Source organism: Aureisphaera sp. (assembly GCF_059726885.1).
Genome location: NZ_AP041051.1, coordinates 1,668,017 through 1,694,795, shown reverse-complemented (window position 1 = coordinate 1,694,795; position 26,779 = coordinate 1,668,017). Strand labels below are relative to the sequence as shown.

The 26,779-nt window shown below is 41.6% G+C and carries 19 protein-coding genes; 1 reads left to right on the top strand and 18 read right to left on the bottom strand.

All coding sequences use genetic code 11. From position 1 onward, the window contains the following. Window positions 1–5: 5 nt before the first annotated feature. Genes AC6JAD_RS07445 through AC6JAD_RS07360 form a run of 18 tightly spaced genes read right to left on the bottom strand, consistent with a single transcriptional unit; the run spans window position 6 to window position 21,823 of the window. Complete coding sequence (locus AC6JAD_RS07445) at window positions 6–488, bottom strand: hypothetical protein (RefSeq protein WP_461304614.1); 483 nt, start codon at window positions 486–488, stop codon at window positions 6–8. Then, entirely contained in the window at window positions 488–1,759 is a 1,272-nt protein-coding gene (locus tag AC6JAD_RS07440) for an eCIS core domain-containing protein (RefSeq protein WP_497866225.1), read from the bottom strand. The genes AC6JAD_RS07445 and AC6JAD_RS07440 overlap by 1 nt, the downstream gene beginning before the upstream one ends. A 19-nt stretch (window positions 1,760–1,778) precedes the next feature. Beyond that, window positions 1,779–2,921 carry an eCIS core domain-containing protein gene (locus tag AC6JAD_RS07435; protein ID WP_497866223.1) on the bottom strand — a complete coding sequence of 381 codons (1,143 nt, stop codon included), beginning with the start codon at window positions 2,919–2,921 and terminating at the stop codon, window positions 1,779–1,781. Window positions 2,922–2,928: 7 nt separating this feature from the next. Then, window positions 2,929–4,104 carry an eCIS core domain-containing protein gene (locus tag AC6JAD_RS07430; protein ID WP_461305287.1) on the bottom strand — a complete coding sequence of 392 codons (1,176 nt, stop codon included), beginning with the start codon at window positions 4,102–4,104 and terminating at the stop codon, window positions 2,929–2,931. Between the two features lie 12 nt (window positions 4,105–4,116). Next, window positions 4,117–5,613, bottom strand: a complete 1,497-nt coding sequence (locus AC6JAD_RS07425; RefSeq protein WP_461305288.1) for a contractile injection system tape measure protein — start codon at window positions 5,611–5,613, stop codon at window positions 4,117–4,119. A 12-nt stretch (window positions 5,614–5,625) separates the two neighbouring features. Continuing rightward, window positions 5,626–6,168 carry a hypothetical protein gene (locus AC6JAD_RS07420; RefSeq protein ID WP_461305289.1) on the bottom strand — a complete coding sequence of 181 codons (543 nt, stop codon included), beginning with the start codon at window positions 6,166–6,168 and terminating at the stop codon, window positions 5,626–5,628. Window positions 6,169–6,188: 20 nt separating this feature from the next. Next, window positions 6,189–8,786, bottom strand: coding sequence for a hypothetical protein (locus AC6JAD_RS07415; RefSeq protein ID WP_461305290.1), 2,598 nt, complete (start codon window positions 8,784–8,786; stop codon window positions 6,189–6,191). Then, on the bottom strand, window positions 8,783–11,806 hold the full coding sequence (locus tag AC6JAD_RS07410) for a baseplate wedge protein (protein WP_461305291.1): 3,024 nt from the start codon (window positions 11,804–11,806) through the stop codon (window positions 8,783–8,785). Before AC6JAD_RS07410 ends, AC6JAD_RS07415 begins: the two co-directional genes overlap by 4 nt. Continuing rightward, window positions 11,803–14,967 (bottom strand): baseplate J/gp47 family protein, encoded by a 3,165-nt coding sequence (locus AC6JAD_RS07405; RefSeq protein WP_461305292.1) that lies wholly within the window; start codon window positions 14,965–14,967, stop codon window positions 11,803–11,805. The genes AC6JAD_RS07410 and AC6JAD_RS07405 overlap by 4 nt, the downstream gene beginning before the upstream one ends. Before the next feature lie 9 nt (window positions 14,968–14,976). Next, on the bottom strand, window positions 14,977–15,390 hold the full coding sequence (locus tag AC6JAD_RS07400; protein ID WP_461305293.1) for a GPW/gp25 family protein: 414 nt from the start codon (window positions 15,388–15,390) through the stop codon (window positions 14,977–14,979). A gap of 11 nt (window positions 15,391–15,401) precedes the next feature. Further along, window positions 15,402–15,692 carry a PAAR domain-containing protein gene (locus tag AC6JAD_RS07395; protein ID WP_461305294.1) on the bottom strand — a complete coding sequence of 97 codons (291 nt, stop codon included), beginning with the start codon at window positions 15,690–15,692 and terminating at the stop codon, window positions 15,402–15,404. 1 nt (window position 15,693) lies between these two features. Then, window positions 15,694–17,358: a phage baseplate assembly protein V gene (locus AC6JAD_RS07390; RefSeq protein ID WP_461305295.1), complete on the bottom strand. Its 1,665-nt coding sequence runs from the start codon at window positions 17,356–17,358 to the stop codon at window positions 15,694–15,696. A gap of 6 nt (window positions 17,359–17,364) precedes the next feature. After that, window positions 17,365–18,132, bottom strand: a complete 768-nt coding sequence (locus AC6JAD_RS07385) for a CIS tube protein (RefSeq protein WP_461305296.1) — start codon at window positions 18,130–18,132, stop codon at window positions 17,365–17,367. Further along, a complete protein-coding gene (locus tag AC6JAD_RS07380) occupies window positions 18,129–18,305 on the bottom strand; it encodes a DUF5908 family protein (protein WP_461305297.1) in 177 nt (58 codons plus the stop codon). Before AC6JAD_RS07380 ends, AC6JAD_RS07385 begins: the two co-directional genes overlap by 4 nt. Before the next feature lie 10 nt (window positions 18,306–18,315). Further along, window positions 18,316–18,768, bottom strand: coding sequence for a phage tail protein (locus AC6JAD_RS07375; protein ID WP_461305298.1), 453 nt, complete (start codon window positions 18,766–18,768; stop codon window positions 18,316–18,318). 3 nt (window positions 18,769–18,771) lie between these two features. Further along, window positions 18,772–19,203, bottom strand: a complete 432-nt coding sequence (locus AC6JAD_RS07370; RefSeq protein ID WP_461305299.1) for a phage tail protein — start codon at window positions 19,201–19,203, stop codon at window positions 18,772–18,774. A 25-nt stretch (window positions 19,204–19,228) separates the two neighbouring features. Then, window positions 19,229–21,145 carry a phage tail sheath family protein gene (locus tag AC6JAD_RS07365; RefSeq protein ID WP_461305300.1) on the bottom strand — a complete coding sequence of 639 codons (1,917 nt, stop codon included), beginning with the start codon at window positions 21,143–21,145 and terminating at the stop codon, window positions 19,229–19,231. 12 nt (window positions 21,146–21,157) lie between these two features. Further along, window positions 21,158–21,823 (bottom strand): Pvc16 family protein, encoded by a 666-nt coding sequence (locus tag AC6JAD_RS07360; protein ID WP_461305301.1) that lies wholly within the window; start codon window positions 21,821–21,823, stop codon window positions 21,158–21,160. 546 nt (window positions 21,824–22,369) lie between these two features. Here AC6JAD_RS07360 and AC6JAD_RS07355 point away from each other — a divergent pair. Beyond that, on the top strand, window positions 22,370–26,776 hold the full coding sequence (locus AC6JAD_RS07355; protein ID WP_461305302.1) for a hypothetical protein: 4,407 nt from the start codon (window positions 22,370–22,372) through the stop codon (window positions 26,774–26,776). Window positions 26,777–26,779 lie beyond the last annotated feature (3 nt).

Genomic DNA, 26,779 nt, shown 5'->3' with positions numbered 1-26,779 from the left:
TGGATTTAGTTCATTTGAGACAGTTCCTGAATGGTATTTCTGAAGGCTTCAGAAATGTGGTATTGATTCCCTTCCAAATAGATAATAGGGTCATATTGAGATTTTCCCATGTTGTAAATGGTTTCTATTTCAATAGTCTTTCCATTTGAATACTGAAGGGTTAGATTCCCCATTGAAGTGGCAGCGAAAGGGGTTTCATTCTGTACAATGGATTCCATTTCTGCTGATATTATCTCTACATGCGATTTTGGAATATCGGACTTGGGCGTGTATTGTATTTCGTTGATGAAAACCTTTCGCACCAGATAATAGGTCCCACTCACAATGTCGTTCTTTGCTTTAGTTTCCTCTTTCGAAAACTGTATCGCCTCAGTTACCTTAATTTCAGGGTTTTCCGCTATTGGTTTCTTCTTTTTTCTCCATGTGAGAAGAAAAACCCCTGTGATAACTGCCAATGCAATAAAGGCTATGAGTGCAATTAATTTCATTACTTCACTTTAATGGTTCCTCCTTCTGGTGTTATGACTTTTACCTTGCTCGCCGATTTCAATTTAGACTGTCCAGTGGCTCCAGTAATATCCTTGCCCGATATTGTATATTCCTTACCATCTATGGTTAGGTGCCAATTAACATAAGGTGAACTCATAAAGTCCTTACTCTTACTTGTATCTTTGACCTTGAAATCGGAAGTTACTTCGTCTCCTTCTCCAACAACTTTCACACCTCCCAGTCCTGTACCATGGGTATAGTGCTGCGCTCCTCCTATAAGTATCCCTGGCAATATGTTAGACACCTTCTTCAAAAGATCCTTCCCTTTGCCCCTTCCTGTATGGCAACCCGTTAGTAATAGCATTCCAGAATTACAGAATTTTATTTTTTTCAATTTCTCAAGATGCGATTGCTTAGAATCGTGTACCAATGCCTTGTCATCATTTACATATTTTGTCCCATTACCTACACTCTGGTATCCATCTGTCCCATGACCCCTTACCTCAAGTCTTGAGACACATTTACAGCTGTTGTCCTTAGATTCTATATAATTGTTCACTTTGGTCACCATATTATCAACACTGGAAACACCTATTTGATAGGGAAAAGAACCCGATTTTTGTGGAATAACCGCCTTGTCCGTGCCGCTTGAGTTGTCATAAGCGTGCACAGCACATTTCTTATCTTTTGTCTTTCTCTGAATTTTTCTCTGAATGCCTTTTTGCTGTATCGTATGCGTAAGCTCGTGGGCCAATAAATGTTTGCCCGAGGTACTATTGGGGCTATACATTCCTTCATTGAAGAAAATGTCGTTCTCTACCGTAAAAGCTTGGGCATTTAACTCACTGCTCATAGCAGCGGCTTTGGGTCCTGTGTGTATTTTAACTCCAGAAAAGTCAGCTCCAAACCTACTCTCCATAAAACTTTGGGTGCCCTTATCCATAGATTGCCCACCTCCTTTACTCGAACCGATCTGTTGGGTCAATGCCGATGAAGCCTGTCCTTCGCCCCCTTGTTCTCCTTTTTTCTGTACCAATGGCGTAATGGATTCTGATAGCGATTTTTTCTGAACCAAAGACTCTTGGTGCTTGGCGCCATCTGTTGAAACCCCATTACCCTGTACCACCTTATCTGCAATACGATCGGCCTCTACTTCATACCCGTCATTGGACGAACCAATTGACAACTTTTTCTGAAAAAAAGAAGTGTCACCCACAAATGGCTTTTTCTGAATTTTCGATGTGATATTATATGTTATTTCGGCTTGCATATTCAATCTGTCAATAAAATTAATAGCTCACTTTTACTTTAGTCAATCCAATTACCGAATGATAATTAATCCATTGCATGGTATCCGCTCCCCAATCTACATGGACGCAACCATGGGATGCCATATCTAATGGTCCCTCATGCAGGGCCTCGCCTTTATTATAAAAGACAGCAAAAGACATATTGGATTTTAAGTTCTTTGAATAGCGATTCAATGGCCCTTCCCGATCATTTTTGTCAAAACTTCCTGAATATTTACCACTATTGTACCCTACACCTTCAATCCTATGCACGGTAAATGTTCCTGCATCTGTCCTCCCTAATCCGGCCGCTCCCGATCCTCCCGTCACTGTTACTTCAAGGGGAGCCACAGTATCATTATAGAATTTAATGACCGCCTTACCAGTAGAATATTCCCAAGAGCTGTTTCTAGAGTCTTTTTTCAAAGCATCAAATTTCACATCTACTAATTCTATCCAAGGCTTTGTTTCCTTATCTTTTTTCGGATCGAAAGTATCTTCTACAAGGGTAGGGGAATCCTTTGTGCCGAAATTAAAGGCATTCTTATCACGGTAAGCCTGAATGGAATGTGATTTACCTCCTTGCTGTATGGTATGGGTCAACTCATGAGCCAACAAATGTCGCCCGGATGGGGTGGAAGGATTGTACTTCCCTTCATTAAAATATATGTCATTTCCCACTGCAAAAGCTTGGGCATTTAACTCACTGTTCATAGCAGCGGCTTTGGGGCCTGTATGTATTTTAACTCCAGAAAAATCAGCCCCAAACCTGCTCTCCATAAAACCTTGAGTCCCTTTGTCCATAGATTGCCCACCTCCTTTACTCGAACCGATCTGTTGGGTCAATGCCGATGAAGCCTGTCCTTCGCCCCCTTGTTCTCCTTTTTTCTGTACCAATGGCGTAATGGATTCTGATAGCGATTTTTTCTGAACCAAAGACCCGTGGTGCCTGGTGCCATCTGTTGAAACCCCATTACCCTGTACCACCTTATCTGCAATACGATCGGCCTCTACTTCATACCTATCATTGGACGAACCAATCGACAACTTTTTTTGTATCGTTGGTTTGAAAAAAGGGGCCTCTCTTTGCGCGTTGATCGGTGCTTTGGTCGGCCTATGTATTGATCCTATTCTCGAATCCATAATCTTCTTATTTATGTCTGTAATAGCCAACACTATTCCTCATACGTCGATACTTATGCTTGGTGGCAGCCAACGTAGCACTGGTTTTTAATGCTTCGCGCCCATTTTTGGTGGAAACAATAGTAGTAGCATCATCTAAAACACCGCCGTTATGGGTCGGATCTTCAATAATACAGGAATGACCATAAGAAGGTGTCCAAACAGCTATGTCACCGGATCTCACATCGGCTTCGGCAACCGTATTGTATTCGTCGGTAACCGCTTGCTGCATTGGGGATCCTGAATACACCGAATAATACCAGTTTCTGTAGGTTTTTAGTGTGTGCCCGTGACACCAGAAACGTAAATCATCTGAAGAATAATTAATTGCTGTCCAGGCAACAACACCGGTTCCCGCATCGGTATATGCCCAATGCTTGTCCCCTGTAGGATCTGTGTATCCCTGTTTTTTCCAAGGCGCCACATTACCGCTAATATGATCTACACCCCCAGACTGGTTTCGCGGTTGCATTCTCTGGATTTGAGGTCCGATGGACTTCATACGTATCTCCTCTTCATTTAATATCGCTCCATTCCCTTCTGTTGGAGAGACCGTACTTCTCTTTATGCTCTTTCCATGCCCTTGTTGAATGGTATGCGTTAACTCGTGTGCCAGTAAATGTTTTCCCGATTGGGTCGACGGATTGTATTTGCCTTCATTAAAATAAATGTCATTCCCTACAGTAAACGCATGGGCATTCAATTCGCGATTCATTTGAATGGCTTGGCTACCCGTATGAATGGAAACATTTGAAAAATCAGTTCCAAAACGACTTTCCATAAAATGTTGGGTTGTATGGTCCATATTACTACCACTACCCCTGGAGTTATTTATTTGTTGTGTCAACGCCATAGAGGCAGTCCCCCCTTCGGAGCCAACCCCTTTTTTCTGTAAGGTTTCCTCTTCGCAGTCACTACATTTGCGTTGTACCAAAGCTCCCTTCTGCGGTGTTGTACCTTTTGGGATTGCCTTCATATTTACCACCTTGTCCGCCACATGATCCGCTTCCTTCTCGAAAGCATCATCGGATGACCCAATGGCCAGTTTTCTTTGCACAGTAGCACCACCAAAAAAAGGGCTTCCCTTTTTTGAAGTGATTTTTGAAACCTGCTTGGCTTCATTCTTCTGTGCCTGAACTTCCATATTTATATATTTTTAATTCCAATAACACGATAGGTAGTGTTCCATCCAAGGGGTTTTAATGGTCCCGATTCCCCAAGGCAAATGATCTAATAGTATATCCAGACCTTTTTGCTCTACTGTTAGCTCGTAGGTGTCTTCCTTATATTCTAAAAGCTTTCCATTTCGCACTAAAAATGTTTCCTGAAACGTTGCTACCGAAGTATCCTTTAAAATCGCCCAGTGCTCTATGACAGATTGCAATAGCCCATCGCACTGGTTTCTTTCTTCCTGGGTAATTTCCCATGCAACTGCGACGGTATCCGATGGCTTAACCCCACATAAAATCTTATTCAACAATAATTGACTTTCGAAGATCTTGGGATCATAATTGACCATATATTGAGATAACAGTACTGCGCGATGTTGAAGTTTCACACTTTTCCATTTAGAATCATCCAAATAATTCAATTTCTGGAATAGCGGTTTTAAGAATGGATGTAACAATACCAGCCCTGCATTTTCAATATAATTTGCTCTTTCTTTTAAATCTTTTGAAGGAGCACTTTCCCTGTTTCCTTGCAATGCTTCAAGAATGGCCTCAATCTCATCCTTTTGTTCCTTTTCTTCTTTCTCTTCCTGCTTACTGAATAGTATATCATCATTTTCAACGATATACTTTTTAAGAGGAATGATGACTTTCGATAACACGGGTAGCTCCAATGGTTCCCTAGACGCTGTCCATACATCAATTATTTGAATTAGGTGCTCAGGGGATAACTGAAAATAAGACGTCGCATGCCTCAGTATTTCATCGTAAGTTGATTCTTCTTTCAACCATAGTTCATCTCGCTGAAACAAGACTAACCAGTACAGGAATTCCAAAAAACCATAGTACTCTTTGTCCGTGCTTGCTGTTTTTTGTACCCCGGAAGTCCTTAGATTATTATCGATTATTGTCCTGACTTCATTCCAAGTCTTCACTGGACTAATTACCCCGTACAGTTGCTCTTTCAAACTCTCTGGCAAGTTTAGTGTCCATCGCAAAATTGCAGTGGTATCCTTATGGATTTGTGACTGCATTTGTTCCCAAAATGAACCATCCAATTCCACTTCTTGAAATAGTTCATCGAGCCGTTCCATAAGTGCATTGGTAGGGAGAAACCCTTTCTTCAGATAATGCAGCAATAGCTCTTGTAAGGAATCCTGCTTACTTATTCCTGGTTGACTTTCGATGCCAACGGACCCTTCCGTAGATGCTGGCGAGACCTGTTTTTTCAGGAATTCTTCTATTTGGAATAGCGTATTGGCAATCAATTCTTCTTTCCAGTTTTTTTGGGAAATTGTTGGGATATCGACGGAAAGATGTTCAATACTCCATACCCTATCGGCCACATCATATCGATCCAAGAGCTGCTCCAGCTTCGGATACAATTCATGCTCAAAAACCCCACTCAATTCATCTTTTAGAATATGAGCAAAGGGTTTTTCAGAACACTGAATTTCTATATGGTGCTTTTCGATAAGGTGCATACTTATTCCTTTCTAGAAAAACTCGGGCGCATGGAACTGGATCGAGGTAAACACCTCATGATCTACAACTACTCCCTCTGGACTTTCTATGATGGTTCCTAAGATATTTTGGCGAGAAAGGTCCAATCGCAAGGTCACGATCATAGGAAAATCGAACTGAGGATGCCTCATTGAAACGGCAAAAGTCAACTCCCTGCCTGTTTGAACGATTTGCCTTAGGAGATCATACAATTCTGGTTCTATCGCAAATGAAGGATCGTTTACATTGCTTTCCAAAATACGCAACCGAAGGGTAAGGTTTGCCATTTCCCCTCTTCTAGCTCCACTTCGTATTCCTTTACACGAGTACCACAAACGGGCGCCCCTTCTATCTTCGGAGAAATTTCCATTATTGAAAAAATGGAAAAAATCTACCGTAGGCGATGGAATTGTGATATCCTCATTCTCGGTATAATCCAACATCTTCGTGAGTACATCGCGTACTTCTACTGCCGTGTTGTTTCCGTTGTCCTCTATGGCAGCAATGGCTGCTTCTACTATAGGTCTTGTTGACATGACATTTTATGTTTTAAAGGTTATTGATCGTTTGTAAAAAAGTCGTTTTCATCGAAATCCACTCCCTCAAAATCGGCTATGATGGGCTCGGGTTCGTTCGATTCTAACACTAGATTGATATTATTGCCACTTGAGCAACAGATGTAAGGCAGATAGAAATCTGCAATAATCACACGCTCCGGAATGGTTCTTCTTGGGTTTCTGGTTGCTGTTACGATAATCTCCTCGCCAACCACCCTTGTCGGTATCCTACTTCCCGTGATTCTAGCATCGAATGCTCGGGACATACGGTCTTCCACTAATCTTCGGGTGGCCAATGGAAGTCCTTGCAAGTCCTTCTTCGCGGCTTCCATTACCCTAGATTTCATGGTGACCTCCTTTTGTTTACACTCATCGGTAGTTTCTTCCAAAGGCTGACGACCACTTTTTAAGGCACGTTTACGTACTACATTCTTACTCGTTATTTCACGTTCTTCTGCTTCGGAGAAACGGAACAAACGCTTATAGCTCTGAATTCGCTCTACCAATGCTACCGCCCTAAAAGGCGCTCTGTCGGTTTCGAATACACTACTATCTGCATATACCATAATAAAGGTTCCTCCTTTGGGTACTCCTGCTTCATGTTCTATACCGGGATGTTTATCCAGGAAGGAGGATAAAAAGGTTTCCTTAAATGAGTTTTCCCATCTTCTATTGGCCTCTTCGTGTATAATGGTAAACGGGTCCTCCAGAAATAAATAGTTGATCTCATCTAAGTGATCTACCAAATCTTCAATAATGGCATGCTCATCAATATCTCCGCTTATCTTGATACACCTTCTGTGGAACAGGAATAGATCGTTCAGGTTCTCGAACACCTCATAAAAAGCTTCGTAATTCGGTAAGAAATCAGCCAAATCTTCCGGTAGAAGGTCACGGGTTTCTACCAAAATACCTTCCAAATTGGTTATGGTCTGGTCTGTCATAGCGGGATAATGCTCTTGGATTTCATCCTTGTTGTCATTAATCCATCCAATCACATATTCCGTAACATTATAGGTCTTCTCCTTTGCTAGATCGTAATCCAACTCCATATCATCCCAAATTTCCCTCTGGTTAGATATATCTATGGTATTATTGGCATAATCCACAGCATTCAACCCTATTACCTTAAATGGCAATCGATATTCTTCCTGTTGGCCGACAATCTCTGTTAAAGCTTCAGAAAAATTCATCCCAATATGACCCTCGACCCTGAAGAAATTATACGGCTCAACATCATACGCTAATGGTTCGCTCACCGATGGGTTAGTGGTATTGTATTCGTTAGAATGATAGCTTAAGATAGAGCTATTGAGCCCTCTTTGTGTCAATTCTGGCGACCATTTGGTATTTAATTCCTGTATTTCCGAATAATAATAGGGTATGGCCCTTTCCGAAAGTGGGGTCCGTCCTATATGGGAAGGGATAATTTTAATTCCTTGTGTCTGGACAATTTCCAGATTCAAGTCGAAGGTTGAAACCAAACGAATCAACTTTTCCAAAAGCCCTTGCAGGTGTTCCTTCTTATCTTTTTCCTCGGCTGCTAATATGCCCGTTTTAATAAATGGGGTTCTAAACTTGAAAAGTTCATTTCCCGCAGCTATGGCTTCGGTAGCAAATTCTGCTGACCCTAACAGCACGTGAAATGGAAATTTACCTTTATCTGGACAGCACACACTGGGATTGCATCCATGGAACTGCGCAATTTCGTTGTACGTAGCCGCCAAATCTGCCATCCAATCCCACACATATTGCAAGTGAATCCCGTTTTGGGTTTGATTGTGTACCGTATTCACCCTTCCTTCTATATTGTTCAGGAAAATGTAGTTATCTAAAGAGCTAAAAGCGTCCGAATAATGATCGTGTATTTCCTGAACAGCATCATTTAATTGTCCCTTCGATGATATAATTAATGAGTTGTATGCGTCTAGTACATTCTCTGTGGTGGTTAATGTTGCTTTGGGAACGCTATACCTCTGTAATCTCAGCTGCTCGAAGTACATTCGATTACAGATTTCTAGGTCGAATTCGGATTCTTCCAAAAGATCTGCATCTATAAGCAATGGCCTAATTTTGAATTCCAAACGCTTGCCTTTATCGGCACAATCCAGAGCTACACAGTTCTTTTCATCAATTAGCAAAGCTTCTACCAAAAGCATGACCACTTTGTTATCGAGTACTTCTTCGGTCAGCACCTGCTTGTCCTCATCTTCGGCATCGGCTTCTAAAAGCTCTAAGCAATTTTCGAACGGCTGGTACATCTGGGTGTATTGATACAGGTTTTCCAAATACGGATGTTCCTCGATATCCGGGCTCAGGAAATTTTCTGAAATCGTTGTTATCTTAAAGTGGGTGAAGTTAGAATCTTCCAAGGGCACTAAATACCCCAGAGAGGTAATCCCCGTCCCACAACTTATGGCTACCGTAGTAGCGTTGGGTTTGCTTATTTCTAATCCGCAAACCACGCCCATACCCAATAATTGGGTGCGGGATACCCTGTCCTGCTCCTCGAGGTAGCTTATCAATCGATTCAGGTGTTTCTGACTTAGTACCTGATCTGCTTCAAAAACGGGATAACTATCATTTATTAGTATCATGGCTCAATATTTTGAAGGGTTCCTAAAGAACTGTTATTTAATATAATGGGGTTGTCCAACTCACTTTCCTGACAATCGTACAGTGTACCTTCATCGTAAATGGTATTAAGCTCTTTTAATTGAGCAATGAGATCGGACAACGCTTTGTTGTATTGTTTCTTAGCGGTTTCACTTAAATTGCCCCCGCAGTATTTCGATTTGAATTTCTGATAGGCCAGTATCCATTTTCTGTAGGATTCCTGAAAGGCAATCATATCTTCCCTGCCTACCCAGCACACCTTAATCATGGTATGGGCCGGTGCTTCCTGTCGTATAATTCGTTCGGCATAATCCCTGAAATATCTATTTCGGAACCGGGCCAACCATCCTGGCATGACCATAGTTGCCTTAAAGGAATAAGGGTCGTTATGGTCTTCGGAAAAGCAATCGTCGTTAAGGCATACGGTTAGTAAATCCTCATCGGTAAGGTCTTCCGTTACCATAGGGCGTAACAAAATATGCTCTAGGCAATAAAAGTTTTCCAAATGCGAATTGAGAGCCTGATATAACTTTGGAATAAATTCCTGAGCCTCTTTTTCGCTATCGAATTCCTGCTTGAACTTGGCAATCTTTTTGTGGTCTTTATTTACGAAATAGATATAGCTCTTGGAAAAGGTATCTATACGGTAGGCACTTATGGTATGCATAAGTTGATGTGCCAATTCCCAGCGCTCCTGTTGTGTAAGTGGAACTGTATTCAATAATTGAAATCCAAGTGTGCCTATATCTGTTTCATAGCTCCAATTGTTTTTAGGATCATCATCCACGATATCTTGCATGATAATGGAATTGATTCCCAAAAGGGATGCTACCCTTTTTTCGTATCCACCCCTTCTAGCAAACTCCCAAGGATGTTCTGGATCTGTTGAAAGCTCTTGGCAATAGTTTATCCCTAATCCCCTTGCATAACTTAGCTTAGGATATTGAGAGAGGAACCGTTGCTTATCTTCGATCAATTCCTGATCCTGGAAGGTCAATTCTGCAATCCCATTGGCATTTTCCTGCATGGCATAACTCATAAAGACGTAATCATTAAAGGATTCGCCAAAACGGGCCAATAGGTGATCCAGCATACGGTTTCTGCGGTCGTAAAACGTGGGTTCGGTCTCATATAGGGATCGATCAGAATCTTCTTCCCCATTCATTAAAGTAGTTTGAAAGAGTGCTCCATACGCCTCGTCTGCAAAAAGGGTTTCATCTATTCCACTAATGGAATCAATGTATTTAGGGAAATAGGTTTTATGGATGGTCTTTAGGTCTAAAAGCTCTTTGGCGTGGTACAATTGACTGAAAAAATCACCCAATAACTGATCGAAATGTTGCAAATAGGCTTTTAGTTGTTTAGCCTGTGCTTTCCGCATCTCGGGAGTGGTGTCCAATAATTGTCCTACCCCAATTCCATAAGTAACTGGAAAATCGTTCTGTACACTGTGGTATTCATCTAATTGATAAAAACGTCCTTTGGGTATGGCAAAATCATTTTCTGGATCCTGTAGTTTTAGGGTATTGTTCTGGGTTTTTAGATAATAAACCCCTTGACTTAGTTCTAGTGCCCCTTTTTCAGGGATAAGGAAAGGAATGCCATCCCTGAACAACAATATTTTAGATTTATCGAAAGCAAAAACGGGCTTTTTCTGTCCATCCAAATTGAGGCACCATGGCTGATTTTTGGCTGAATCGATCGGATTCCCATTTTTATCATAGGCAGTAAGCAATAGATTGTTAACAGCCTTTATTCCGGGAAGATCCATTATGGCTGCTATAATATCTGAAGCATGTATGCATTCCGGTAGTTGTGCTTTTTGAACCTCTTCATCTAATAAGAATCCGTGCTTCAAAGAAGGTCCACTAAAAATTTCCCGGGGGTTCTTACCCATATCCAGCATCTGGTTAAGGGTATAGAATGGTATGGGTGGTGTCAGGATTTCATCTATGGTTTGCTGTACCAGGGCCAAAATTTCCTCGGCATCCACTTCGTTATTCAATTCAATATCCGCACATACCCCAATTTCAATTTCACAGATAGTCTCTACACACAACCAATCCTCTGTTAGGTTTCGGTTTTCGTAAAGTACATCGTTCACCTTCTTGAAGATTTCATCGACTTTTTTCTTCTTCTCAGCTAAAAGATTAATGGCATAGCAAATGGTTTTTTCTACATCGAAATAGTCTTTTACCTGCTGTAGTTCTTTGGGATCCCTTGGTGTAAAATACAGTGTAAGGGTCTCTGATGGCTTAATCTGCCTTTGAACCGTGATTTTTATGGCGCCATCCAGTTCTTCTATATCCTTAAACTTGATTTTTGTAGGCTTGTTCATCAACTTCAACCAGTCGGCTTTCGGATGATTCCATGAATCGAATTCCAATGTAATATGTACTTCCACAAAACGGTCTCCATCAAACCATGAATGGTCCAATGCTACTTCATTGAGTTCCCCAAGGGTAAGATCTTCGCTCAATTCGATCATGATCTGATTGAGGCCCCGTAAGGCTAATCTATTCAAGTCATTACCAAACTTATCTAAGTTGCTAAAACTGAGTTTATCTTCCTTAGGGTTAATATAAAGTGGAATTTCGTTCTCCAATGGTTGTTCGTAGCCCAAGGCATCTTTTTCCCCATTGCTATATACCAGCCAAGCATTGTTTATGCCTTCAATATCCATTAGAACTTTTCGGTAATCCAAAACGGTTAATGGGGCGTTCGTAAGGATTTCACGGGCCGTGAAGAACGATTCATTGTCTATAATCCCTTCCTCATTGGTTAGTATATCCTCTATCGAGAAATTTGTTCGATAGCCTAATTCGGTTATGACATAGCAAAGGGCTTCCAGTATGGTAATTCCCGGATCGTGGGCATTAAAATCTGTCCAGAGTTTATGTGCCAGTGACTCTATATATTGCTGTCCTTCCTTTCTCAAGAATTCGTAATCCTGAGCGGGTTTTAAGCTGCGGGTCTTATCTATGTAATATTCCGTTTTCATGAGCAGCATTCTACTGTTAGGGTGTTTATCTTATGGGTATGCGGCACAAAAAGGCTGTAGGCCGTTTTGGGGATGATTTTATCCACATCATTCATTCGTTGCTTAATGGCATCGCTAGTTTCTTCCAGAATTAGGTGATTCACCTTAAAATCTGAGATATAATCCACGTAACTTTGGTGTTCTATTAATTGAATTAGCCTGGACTTTTCGATCTCTTCTTGAAAGTCGGCAACCACATCGTCGCTATAAGCCCAAGGACTTAAAAAGGAATTAATGACTTCCTGAAGTTGCTGCGCATATAAACGCGTATCTGCCCCAGGGATTTCTATATATTTTACTTTAAAATCTAACTCCAGTTTTTCGAGCGTAGGTGGTTTAACAGCTATTCTCGCATGCGGTGTGGTTCTTTCCTTTAAAAAGGTTTTTATGCGCTTCATCGTTCCTAGATCCACAATGGGTTTCCAATAGTCGGGCACTTCTAAGGTGCTGCCTTTAGCCACTGGAATGAGCGTTACATAACCGGCACTGGTATTGGATAGCTCTGCGGTATCGTATCTATGATGGTTCAAGCACTTTACCTGAAACACTTCTGGGAAATTATCGAGCACCAACTTTTCATAATCCCAGATGCTAATGGCCTTGCCTTTATGGCGTAGGCGTTCACTGGTTCTTTGATAGAAAACCGTATCGCTTTCCTTCAATTTTCCACCAAAAGAAGGATAAGGTTGCTCTATTTTCTTTATTTCATTTTTAGTTTTGAATAACTTTGAGATGGACTTAGCTGCAGTGCTTTCAATAAATTCGGTTCCAATTCCTTCAAAATCGGTCAACACTGCCTTTACGGCTTGCGCATGAATGCCCACCAAATCGCAAATAGCATCAATGCGCTCTGCCGCTTCAATCTTAATCCACCAATAACCAGATGGTAATTCGGTTTGCTCATCCCAGTTCATGTCCTCTGGGCTGTTCAATTTTACGATCCCGGATTGGGTAAGGCCGTTAGTGTCATCTCCTAGGTCTTCTGGTTCGAACTCTTTCCATTGCGTTCCATTAAGGTACTTCCACTTTAGTTCGATAGGTGTCTGACGAGGATTGGCACTACCTTCGGCTACCTGGAACAAAAGGCTAACACTGTTTCCTCCATCTATATCCCCGATCCCGACGAACAATTCCCCATCGTTATTGATACTGGGCAGTAAGGACAATTTCGACCCTTTCAATACCTGATATCCCTTGGGATACAAATGCATTAAAGTATAATCTGACGTGGTTCGGCTTCTGCTTAGATTAAAGGTTGCCGAAGCTTCATAGTCGAAGAGCACTTCGGTGACCGTGGGTATATAAGGCAGTATGGTATCCTCGGTATCTTTCGCCGCATCTATGAAGAACTGGAGATAGCTTTCACCTGCATAGAGTGGAAAATTAAGGATCATTCTTGCATATCCTTCTACATCGCTAGGTGTTCGCTCTTCATTTTCCGAAAAATCATACGGAATGGGGCTTTGGTTAGTAAAGACATATCCTGCGTCCCACTCCCAATTGTTGCCTTCTATCCATTTTCCGTTCTTAAGGAATGTAAAGCGCGAAATGAGTCCCATGATATAAGGACCCCAGCCTTCAATATCCGTATTAATGTGAAGGGTTCCCTTTGCATTTTTCTTCTGAAAGAACTCCTTGCATGCAAACGTGAGGCTATTCCCGTTTTTTGGTATCGGGCCATAAGGTTGAAATGTTTTGGTGTGGTCCGCTTCACCCGTATCACTGAATAGTTTAAACTGTGAATAATCTGTCACCACAACTTTAACCGTCACATTGGCGAAAGAAACGCGGGTGAGTGTTCCGTCCTTCGCCACAATCTTGAGTGCCGGAAAGGGCGTTTCCAGATCCACGCCTTCATGAATATCCGAACTAAAAGGAACGATGGCTTTCTCATCCGGATTAAGGGTAAGTGTTACCTCATTCCTAGTCTTACCCACCAAAGGTTGCACCCAGCCTTCTTCGCCACTTAAGTAGAATTCGAATTTATCTGTGGCCACATCGACCGTCGCATTGGCTGCATCCTTGAATGTTAGATGCACCACACGGTTCCCTCCACGAAGGAAAAGCATGGGACTGGCAACAACAAATCCTATTTCATCTAATAATGTCTCCTGCGGGAATGCTTTCCAGCTATCGCCTGCTGCATTTAGTTCTGTCCTATCTTGAAAGTAATATTTACTGTCCTTTTTGGAACTTCCATAGATCGTGGAAACTTTTGATTGATTGATGGCTACATCGGAAGTCGCGGAATAATATTTTTCGTTTCCTTCACTGTCCTTTCCAGCCTTAAATATGCTTCCCTCTTCCAATAGAAATGGCCCCTCGTTTTTATGGGGTTCTATATACATATGCACATGGTCGGGTTGCGCTCCTTCCGGGCTTAGCCTGAGAATTTGGCGATAGTAAAAGTCGAGGTGCCTTTGCGTAAACTCATTGAGGTTTTCTTGGGCAAAGCCAAACAACTTCAGAAAAGCCAGATACAGTGCATACTGAGGTGAATGCTCTGGATAGTTCTCGAGATTATCATATAATTTGGTCTCGCATTTACTTTTCCATTGGGTTAACAGTCCGAAAAAGTTCTGAATGTTCTTATTGAACAAATGGTGCTGCAGGGTATATAACAAGTCGGTCGAAGCAGCCAATTCACTCTCTATAGTTGCAAGGAATATTTCTAATCGGGTTTTGGTCCCAACCAGGTATTCCTTAATGTCAAAATCCTTTGGGAGATGTTCTACCTTCTTAAAAAGATCTTGAATTTTATCACCAATTCCTTCGAAAAAGGGTAGGATAATTTCCTGTTGATCTGCAAGTACTGGAACAAATAATAGTTCCCTTCTTTTTAGCTGGAAGTCCGACAGGTACTTGGAAATATCCAAGCTTGCTATTTGCGCCAAAATGGCCGTGGTTTCCCACTGAAAAAATGTATCCCAAGTGTCTAAAAGCACATTATCCTTATTGTAATAGTTAATGTGCTGGGATAACTTATTGGTACTCACTATGAGATCCGCTATCGTTCGCTCATCGACTGCTACAAAATCGGTTTGGAGTGCTTTGGGCATCCTACCAATTTGGCTACTGGCCGTTCTTTTATGGGTTGCTATGTCTATTTCGCAATTGGACATGATTGTTTTTTATGTTTTGATATAAGTCCCTTCTTTTATGTAGAAAGGATATACAAAGTTGAGCCTGGAATTCGTTGCCCGTACGCTATACTGCAACTGAATGTTTACGATTCCTTCTTCCGATTTCGGACTTGTAAAGAAAATCTCCTCTAGGTCTATCCTAGGCTCATAAAGCAGTATCGCTTTTTTTATGATGGCCTTCATTTTGGTCAAGAAGGTCACTGTTATATTCTCGAAAGGCATAGTGTTTATTCCGCATCCATATTCCGAAAGCAATACACGCTCTCCCAATCTAGTGGAAAGAAGAATTTCAAGACTCTGACGAATATCTTCTTCGTTGCTCACCATAACCACCTTCTTTTCACTAAGGTTGAATGTGGGTGGGAAACTCCATCCCGTTCCTAAAAAATCATCTTGTTCCATACGGTCTTAATTTATCCTCCGATTAATACGGTAGGGCATCCGATCACTATTTTTCCTCCATGTGCGGTCGAGTCTCCCATTCTGGCTGCGGGCTTTCCACCAATCATCACGCTCGATGATCCCTGTGCTATGGTATCTGGTGGTCCCGTGCACGTACAGGAATCTCCGACTACGGCAGCAAATTGTCCTCCAATCTGCACCGACGTATTACCCCCTGGCAATACAGGTCCGCCCACATGAGGCTTGGGCCCATCGGACATTGGGCATACGTGCATATCGTTCATTCTAGCGGCCATTGACATATTAGTTCAGTGTTATAAGTTGTCCGGACAATTCCATTTTAGACTGTGCTTTTAGCGAACTCTGCGCGCCTTCCACATTGATGTTCTTTGCAGCTTTGAGCACGATATCTTTTGCACTTTCTATGGTTATTCCGTCACTATTCATTTTTATTGAATTGCCATTTTCGTCTTCCAAAACAAATCCCTTTTCCTCATCACTAATGAGCAACTTGTTCCCATTGGTGGTGCTTATTTCGACAGATTTGTCCTTGTCGTTAATGACAATTTGTGTTCCTTCCCTGGAGACAATTCCCTGAATGTTATTATCTGCTTCAATTGGGAAAGGCATTGGATTGGAGCTGCTATAAAGCTTGCCCAGAATCACAGGGGTATCGGGATTATTGTTTAGGCATCCTAGGATGACCTCATCGTCTACTTCGGGAATAAAGAACGCCCCTCGCTCGGCACCAGCCTGAAATGAGGACAAACGCGCCCAAACCCCTTCTGCCGAATCCGAAATGGATGGTATCCTTACCCGAACCCTAAATTCGTTTTTGGGATCATCTTCAATTTGGGTAACGATGCCAATTTGTAATCCCTGAACGTTATTATTCTGTCCCGTTCTATTCGTATTATCTGCTGTATCCGCATTGATTTTCTCAACAAACGATTTGTTATCATCCAGTCCAAAACTATATTCTGTGGTCCACAAACCATTGTCTATCGTATGATGCTCTTCCCTTATTAACAGTGGGGTTTCATCTATCTTCGGGTTTACCTTTTCGAACGAAATGTTTTCCCCATATTTGGCTTGTAAATTCCCAAAGGTTTTCACCTTCCCTTTCACTGTAGCCAGTCTGTTTTTGGCCGCAACGGCATTGGCAATCTGACTCAATGTTTCGGGAGTGAAACTAGACTGACTCATGTCGATCACTTCCTTTCCCGATGCATTCTCTACATTGGTACTGCTCTCCTGGGTTTCTACGCTTTGTGTTTCGGGATTCCAATAACGCACCTCCACATCTGCCACACTTTCTTCTTCCCTGCCTTCGAACTCGAAGACATTTACCCCATTTTTGGCCAAATAAGTGGCTTCTTCGGGATCTGCCGTGCTATCGTAAATGGTAAAAATTCCTTCGCGTATATTGGACATATAGCCCAATCCATCCAAATAACTAATAATGTAATCCCATGGGGATACATTTTGGGTTTTGGTTACCGTTTCCTCTCCAAAAGCTGCCAAATCTACTTCATTGGTCATCTCAACCTCTTGCACGAAACGCTCCATTTTTTCCCCAAAGGTTTCATCTGCTACCACCTCTAATTGACTGGTAAGATTTATAGCGATATCCTTACAATCTACCTTGGTTTCAAATCCCGCACTGGGGTCCGCATTCTTAGCCACCTTGTATACAATTCCCTTGAAAAGGGTTTCCGAATCTTCCCCAGAATTCACTTTCAATTCTATCTCATCGGTAACCGCCAATACATCGCTTTGCAAAGGGTTATCCTCTGGATCGATATCTGGATTGGAAGAAATGAAATGCAACTTGGCATAGGGTATCTTGTTCAATTCGTAGTGAACCTCGGCCTTTTTCAACACCGTATGCAACCCGTCGTTGGTTCCATTGACCAAAATCTCCAGTTGAAGGGTATTATAATCGGGTGTATAAGGAGTCACCGCCATAGTGCATTATTTTAAAGGTGGAAACAAAAGGGTTTGCCCTGTATCTAGCTTTCTGAAACTCAATAAGCCATTGGCTTCGGCAACATCTATGTAATATTTGTTCTGGTTATAGGTTTGCTCTGCCAGCAATGTAAACTTGTCCTGCAGTTTCACCACTTTTTTGTGGGTAACATCGGGAGATTGTTGGTTTTGCTCAGCCTGCATTTCTTTATAGGATTGGCTCCCCAGAAACGTACATTTCGCATTCGCCCTAATGGGCCGTCCGTCGCGTCTAAAGATCTTGTACTCAATATTCATGCTCTTAAGCCTACACTTAAGCTCGAAACCTCCCCAAAGCAATTGTAAATACCGTGTCTCATGGGTATCCCCATTGTATCCCAACAACAAATCCTTGAACTCTTTTAGCTCTTCTTCTATGGTTGCCGCTTCTTCGAATGGGTTAGCGATGGCAGGTTTGAGCACATCGATCAAACTATCTAACAGGGGCAGTTTTTCAACTTTCCCCGATTCAATTTTGGCCGGTGGTAATACGCCAGAGCTATCGAAAATGAAATCGAAACTCACTTCCTGGCCTGAAATCTTATTGAATTTCAGGTTATTATTGGAAGCTCCCATGACTTGTCCCTCGGCAAACTCTACCTCGTGATTTATGGTATAACTTTCCGGATTTACCTGCACGAAAATGGTGCTTATAGCTTCGGCTTCGTTATACTCGTCGTTGGGATAGACTTCTATCCGCATTTTATCGATTATTCCTAAGGCACCTTCAATCATCGTTCTTGTCTTTCTTTAAGGATTTCCAATACGTTTCTTGTACATTTCCTAACAATTTCTGCTGTCATCACCTCCTGATTCAAAACGGTTTGATGATGGTTATTCACCACTGTTTTGTTGGCATCATCATCTACTTTTACTTTGATATGGAGTTCTTTAATTTCTATAGCCATTGTAAAAGTTTTATGGAATTGGAATCTCTTTATAGTGTTGGTACTTGAGTGTAAAGGTTTCTATCACCAATTTATTCTCTTCGGCGTTAAAACCAGAAGTTTCCAACCCGATGGGAATGGCCTGTGACACATACCAAACCTTAACGGGGTTGTGGTTTTCGTTGAGCAATGAAATCACCAGATTTGCCGGATGGTACACAAAGTCGTTCAAGGCTTTCGTGGTCCACATACGCAGACCCGAAAGTTCCTTGGTCAATCCTCGTTTTAGCACCAGATTTTCATGGGTAGGTTTTTTCGGAAGGGTGATCTTGTACATATTCTGTCCCCCTTCAGAAATGGTCTCGGTCTCCATAGTGGTCTTCAGACCCGTTACACTCTGAAATTTAGTATCTATACTAAACTGAGGTAAAAGCTCGAAGATGATCGAGAAATGGTACCCGCTTAATGGCATTCCGTCTGGCATGGCTTACGCATGTTCCATGGTAAATCCATGATTGGCAATCTCTACGGTGTCTATCGCATTGGCGTTCTCGTCTGCTTTTAGATCTGTACACTTCAACGATACGATAAAGCAATCTTTCACTTTCCAAACAATAGCGGGCTCGTGGTTTTCATTCAATAAAGAAATAGTAATATCCCTTTTTTCCACGGTGTTCAACGCTACGGTATTATACCAGTCGTAGAACTCATTATCGTTATGGAACACCCCTCTTTTAAGGGTAATGTTGCTCAATTTGTGCATTCCAGGCATTTTATGTTTGAAATACTCTGGACTGGATCCTTCTCTGTATTCAAGTACTTCCAGTTCCTTATTAAGGCCTGAAACCTCTTGAAATCCTATGCGTGTACCGCCCCATTCTACTCTAAAATGGAACTTTGGTAATGGAAAATCTGCCATGACTATTTTATTTTATGTTTTTATGTTAAGATTTTTGTTGTGTCTGTGTGAATTCAAGAATGATGAATTCTGCCGGACGTGAAGGTGCATACCCAATCTTTACAATGAGTCTTCCATTATTGATGTCGTCTGCGGTCATGGTTTCATTCAATCCCACACTAACGAAGAAGGCATCTTCGGCTTTGGCTCCTGCCAAGGCTCCGTCGCTCCAAAGGGTCGTAAGATAATTTTCGATCATCCCTTTCACGTTCACCCAAGTTTGTTTCACATTTGGTTCGAATACGAAGTTCATACAGGCTTTCTTGGCCGATTCTTCGATCATATTGGCCAAACGACGTACATTAATATAGCGCCAGTCGTTGCTGTTGCCGTCCAGGGTTCTTACCCCCCAAACCAACAATCCCTTTCCTGTAAATTTTCGGATGGCATTGATGGATTTTCCGGATTCGTGGATGTTCATATTCTCTTGTTCCTTGTCGGTAATATCATCGGCCAATCCTATGATTCCGTTTACACTCACATTACCTGGTGCCTTCCAAACACCGCGCGTGGCATCTACATTGGCGTAGATTCCAACCATAGCTCCACTAGGAGGTACATGGTTCATGCTTTTATTGAGTTCGGCGATAATCGAAGGATATACGGGCAACATTGCGGTAAGGTCGTTTTCTACCTTCAGCTCATATTCTTGTACAGCACTTATCACTGCATTCATGGCTGTTGTTACCTGACTGAATAATTTATCCAATTGAGCACCTGTCTTAGCAAGATCGGCAGTACCCGGAGCTCCGCTGTCCTCAAGAAGGGCAGTATAAGGATTGGTTCCCGTTACTGGATAATCCCCACTAGCACCGTTAGAGGTAAAGTCCCCCCATTGGGCGTTTACAAAATTGGCTCCAACACCACCACCAGAAACATCTAAATCGGTTCCACCCAGACCATCATAAGCCAAGTTTAGTTGTACCAATTTTAGCACCAAGGGTCGTAAGGAAGTTGTAATCATATCGGTCGCCAAGGTTTCCAATCCCGTATGCGTAATATCCGCCACAGGATCTCCAAGGGTTGCCAATAAACCGAAGATATTCGTTAAATAACTGGCTACATCTCCATCGGCTGCCACGGTTACTTTAGGATTGGCGGTTTGTGCGGCATCCCAGTCTTCCAAGATTCCATTCGCACCGTCATTTATATCGGTATTTAGGATGGCAAAGTCACTTAATGCTGCCGTAATGGTCGCGTCTGATGCGTACAAAGTGGCAAAATCCACTCTTCCTGCAGCAGTTCCATTAATGTCATTAAATCTAAAGTTATACCCAAAGCTTGTTTGCAAATAGGGATAGTAAGCGGCACCGTATTTCAGGTTTTGGTTTCCTACTTGATCACGGAAATCTGCAGAATCTTGCTCCAGTCCGTTCGCAGGGCTCGAAGTTTGTACTACATCCATTACCGTAAAGCGATCCATAAGGTCTGCACACTGCATTAAAGCATGCTTTTGAACCAAACCAAGGTTGGTCGCCCCTAGGTTCACGCCATCGGGAAATAACAAGAGTGTTACCTCATCTACCTTGTTTAATAGATCCAATCCGTCATTGAATGGATCGGCAGAAGAAAATGGAGTAGCGGTTTCATAGTCCCCAATGGAAACGATATAGCATTCACCTCCGCCATTGGCAAAGAACAAACGCAAACTGTTGTACATCTTGAACTGGCTTTCGGTAACCGTGTATTCCACATTCAAGGTAATGTTCACCCCTGCAGGTTCAGGAGCTCCACCGAAGTTCTCCTCATATTCCAACAGGGAAGTCACTTTGGTCGGCTCTGTAGGGCCCTTCTCTGTATACCCGACAAAAGCAGGTATGGCAGTTGCCACTTGGGCGATACTTGGGGGAAATCCGTTGATCTCATGGATGTACACCCCAGGTGTTTTAATTGAACTTATCATAATATCTGATTTTTAAGGATTGTTTAGAATTATTTCGTCACTTTCTTCCAATTGCCCAGCAATGTCGTTGGGATTGTTGTTCCACAGTTTCAAGCGGAGTCGTTCTACGGTGCTACCACCATCTTCCTCATCATGTTGTATGGTAATCATTCTCATTTTGAAGAGCACCGAAGGCATGTATTTATTGCCTAACATAGACCACAACTGATTGAGTTCACTTAGTTTGAGGCTTTCCAAATCGAGAATGATCTTTATATGATCCTGAGTAGACGGGTCTACTTCCACGGCTCCGTCCAAGTAGAATACATGCTGTTCCTGAAAACAACGGATTACATGTTCCAATTTCAACAACCCATCTTGGTACTTATCTGCTTTTTGTTCCTTATTATATGCTGTGAACAAAATGGATAGAACCAAATTCTGAGCAGGGTTCTTGTACTTTTCGACGCTTGAGGATTGGGTGGTATTGGGTAGGTACACATTGGGTACTCTGGCCACTGTATCTTCTTGGATATTAACTACCGAAAGGGTGATCGGGGAGGTTGAGTCCAAAAACTCGTCCCCATCATTGAGCGTAGCAATATTGGTGATTTCTATAATAGGATTTACATTACCATTATAGGTATCCACTTTTGCTTTTAAAAACTGCAATGTTTTACTAATGACATCTGAAGCCATATGTCCCTTGATTTTAGAGACATCTAAGCTCCTCATTTACAGAGAGAAATGTAGCAGTCGTTCCACCCATAATGCCAAGGGAGATTCAATGTTTTATTTAGGGGAAAAATCCTGTGCACATTTTAGGCAATCCCATTTGGCAGTTTAAAAATATTTCTTATTTTATATATGTCACATTATCAGTGTGTTACGTGTCTTCTGTTGAATTTATATTTGTTGGAGCGCAAATAGCCTCAATGGCCAACCTTCTATTATTTTATTTATGATGTGGTATTCCTATAAATAATTTACGTTTTAATAACATAAATGTATATGGCTGAATATCAATTAACTTCAGCATAACGGTAGTCTAAATTCATGAATTTCGTGTATATAGTATGACCATAAGCTCCATTTTGCCATAATTTTTCCATAGTTTTAATCGTTCTTTTATTAGAATACATTTTATCTCCCCTCCAGAATTTATTACCATAAATTAATGTAAAGGCAATTTGCCTATGCACTAGGTTGCCCTGTTTTCATGTTTTATAATTAAAGTCAGTTTTTATGAAGAAACCGTTGGTTCTATTAATTTCGATTCTATTCCTTTTTACAGGAATTTCTTATTCCCAGAACATTAGTCTGGAAGTTCCAAATCCATTTCCTGTTTCACCTGAAGCCGCTTCACTGGGATCATATGGAGATCTCCCTTTGGACCTTAGTACAGGACAAATGGCACATTCTATCCCTCTTTACAATATACAGGTAGGGGATTATAGCTTCCCGGTTACACTGGGGTATAGCTATAATGGCTTTGTATTAGAAGGAAAACCTTCCTTAAGTGGATTGGGATGGACACTAAATAATACCGGGGTTGTTACAAGGGAAGTCCGCGGGTTGCCCGATGAACATCCCTATGGGTATTACGGTGTTAGCAGCATTCGTAGCGAACTGGAGACTTATGAAAGTAACCAGACCATGAATATGCAAACGGCCTTGGATATTATAGAGGGTACATACGATGCCGAACCGGATAAATATGTGGTAGGAGTGAATGGAATAAATTTTTCTTTCAAGATTGATGTAAATAAGGATGCCGTGTTTCTTTCGGAGCATAATTACCAAGTGGACTTGCATTGGGATCTTCTTAAACCTACTTTCCTAGAATCCATAGATGTTATCGATGATCAAGGAAATAAATACATATTTGGAAAAGCACTATTAGGGGATGATAATTGGGAACTGAACAGCTCTTGTAGCGTTTGCAATGACGATGCCGGGAATGGTCCAATGTTTGAAAACTACCGTTCCAGCTGGATGCTTTCAAAGATAATCCTGAACAATGGGAGGGAAATCAACTTTAGCTATACCGATAATTATTACCATACGGTGGATTTCTCGGCAACTGCCTCCTTTCAGGATAAAGATTGTCAAGGTCGTGTGGGGTATTCATATAGCGAGCGTTGGATTAAAACAGACATAGATCGAAAAATTCTAACGGAAATCACTTACGATCTTGGAAAAGTGATTTTCAATGTAGTTACCAACGAAACGGGAACTACACAGGAAAGGGAAGTCTATGATCGTATGGAGGTGTTAGATTTCGACAACAATTCTATCTTAAAATACGATTTCTCCTATTCCGGTAACCGCGATTTGTTAGATGAGATCGAAAAGAATGATGAACCCTACTATACGTTCGACTATCTAGGGTCCCCTGGACCTTTTTACATGACCAATAACGCTGACTCTCCCCAACCCCTGCGACAGGACTTATGGGGGTTTTTTAATGGAGCAAACAACCAGTATGCCATTAATATCCCAGGGTTTGGATCTGAATATACGGCCAATAAAAAACCAAGTTTCCACCATGCCAAAATTGGGGCACTAGAAAAAATAAACTACCCCACTGGTGGATATACCAAGGTAGTATACGAACCCAATAGGGTTAAAAATGAAGAAGGATATGTAGCGGACATTAATGAAATTCCTGGTTTTAACAGAATGATACAAATTAGGACAAATGGTACAGAAAACTACTTCGAATACACCTTTGAAAGGGATGTAGTCGCGCTAATTTCCTACAGTGTGACTCGTGGATCAAGCATGTTTAGCCCCCAGGCTAGAATTACCCGAAATACCCAATCTAGTGGTAACTGCCCCGTACCATCTATTTCTGAAGCTCCACAGTTTCCAGAGGCAGCACAATATTACCGAAACAACAATGAGGAACCCAGGTTTTGCCCTTATCTTCAAAAGGGGTTTCATGATGGAATTACAGGATCTTCAGGCGATATTATTGATGGAAATAGTGGAGGTTATATCATTATACCTGCAGGCACTTATGAGTTCGGTTTCCATAATGTGCACAGTCCAAGTACCGGAAGTGGAGAGATTATTGTGCAATTCTATGATCCCCCTTCCGAAATCGACACTCAATTTTCCAATAAGATTACAGGAGGGATACGGGTTAAAAAACTACAGAATTATGACAAGGGCGGTGTACTAACCCAGACCATGTACAACTATAATGACGAAGATGGCTACTCAACAGGAGTGGAGTTTCAGAAACCCTTGATCCAGTATTCCTATGATGGCCAAGTGTGCTGTGATTTTGGCAGCGAACTTTCTTTTAGGTCATTTCATAGGACTATGTACGCTCAGGGCTCATTTAATCCATTAAACCTTAATCGTGGAGTTCCGGTATTTTATACCTCAGTAAGGAAATACAATCAGGTGATCGAAAACCCGATACAAGTGGATAGTGGTTTTGATTCAACGGATTATCAGAACCAATTGGGGTTATCTACAAATTCAGATGGCACCTTTATAGTTACACAGCCAAATTGCACAGAATGTTATACAAAAATAGAGGAAAGTTATCCCAGTGGATACACTCAAACCGATATAGAAACACCCCGTTTTTATTTGGATACTACCTATCCATATGTGCCCTACGGAGTGGATAAGGATATGGGGCGCGTTTTAGAAGAGCGGATGTATAAGACCGTAGGAAGCCAAAACTACGAACATATTGCAACTTCGGCTAGCACATATGAGGAGATTACCAAGCTAACCGTTGGGCAAACTTATGATAGTGATGCTTTGCATCCTGTTGGAATTAAAATGGGTTACATTCTCAAGGTTGAAGACAACTATGGTTGTGAAGTTTGGGGGATACCCGACCCCCATGATTATTTCGATTTCAAACTCTATAAGGAAGTAGATAGAAATTACTATCCCTCCCTTAAAACTACCACTACTTATTATCCCAATCCCATGGTTGCACAGGAGAGCTTTGTATACGATCCCAACACAAATAAGTTGAAGGAGAAGACCTCCACAGGAAGTGATGATGAAGATGTACAGAACAAATTTTATTATGCGGAAAACTTCCCAGCAGAATACGATGATCTTATACAACAAAATAAGATCGGAAGTCCTGTTTTAGTAGAGACCTATAAAAATGGTGAATTGCTATCCACGACTAAAACACTTTACAAGGACTGGGGGGTATCCCAGCCCGATCCACCTATTTACAACACCCATTTAATTTTCCCGGAATATGTGAAGACTGCTAAAGGAAGTCCTGTGAGTTTAGAAAACCGATTGGTCTATGTGGACTACGATGACAAAGGAAATGTCATCGAAGCCAAACTTGAGGATGGTAGCCCCGTAAGTTATGTTTGGGGTTATAACGGCCAGTTACCCGTTGCGAAGGTAGAAGGAAAAACCTATAGCCAGTTACCGAGTATTGTTAACCAGATTATGACCGAAACAAATGAAGCAACCTTGCTAACTCACCTAGGGCAATTGCGGGATAACTTGGGGACAGGTGCTATGGTGACCACCTATACGTACAAACCCCTTATTGGAATTAGTACAACAACGGATCCTAAAGGGCTTACCAGTTATTTTAAATACGACAGCCAAAACCGATTAGAATATATATTGGATAAGGATGGGAAAGTACTAAAAAAATATTCTTATAACTACCGAAAGGATCGTACCCTGGGAGATGGAGGGCCCATAGAGGCCACGCTATCCATGTCCCACACCTTAAGCAATGGAGAAGTGACTTTCGATCTTAACACGACTATTCTAGGAGGTTCTAATAACCCTGCCAATTGGACTTACACTTGGTACTATAAAATTGGCAATGGCCCATTTGAGAGCATTACGCATACACAACCCAATTTGTTGAACTATACTATTCCAGGCGGGGCCGGGGCCGTATGTTCTCAAGAAGTGACTTTTAAGGTAGAGATTAACTGTATGACGGATAACGGCTATGAATACGAGCAAGTGGATCTTATTCAAGACAATATCGTGGACTGTCCTTTTTCAACAGGCGACCTTATCGTAAACCTGATGGGGCAAAATGGAAGCACAATGTCATATCAAGGATACGTCGATAATCTAATAGGGGGCGGTAATAATCTACAATTTCATTGGTCGTATAAATTGATTTCCAATGACCACTACATCCCTATTGCTACGACAAGCACCAACTTATTTAATTTTGATGCCGTGGGGATGTGCTGTAACGAAATTAGGTTTCGGTGCCACATAACCAATATCCCAGGGGAGCCTAATTCATATGTTTTGGACACGGATTACGAAACAGTATCCTGCCAGTTCGAACCCATTACCGGAGGAAATTTAATAGAGACCCATACGGTCGACAACAATGTATATACCTTTAATCTTTATCTGCTGGATCTCCAAGGAGGGGATCAAGGACTGATTTTCTATAAATTCTATTACCAATTGAACAATGATGGTGTCTGGCATCTTATTGGGAATATGGGTAACTACAATTCGACCCAATATATTGAAGATGGTTGTTGCAATACGATCAAGTTTAAATGTGATATTTTCGATTTTTGCGTGGATCCAGACCTTTCTATCCCTGAAATAACACGCTATACGGGCAGTACAGCTATTGAATGTAATGGAGTTCCCTGTAATTAATAA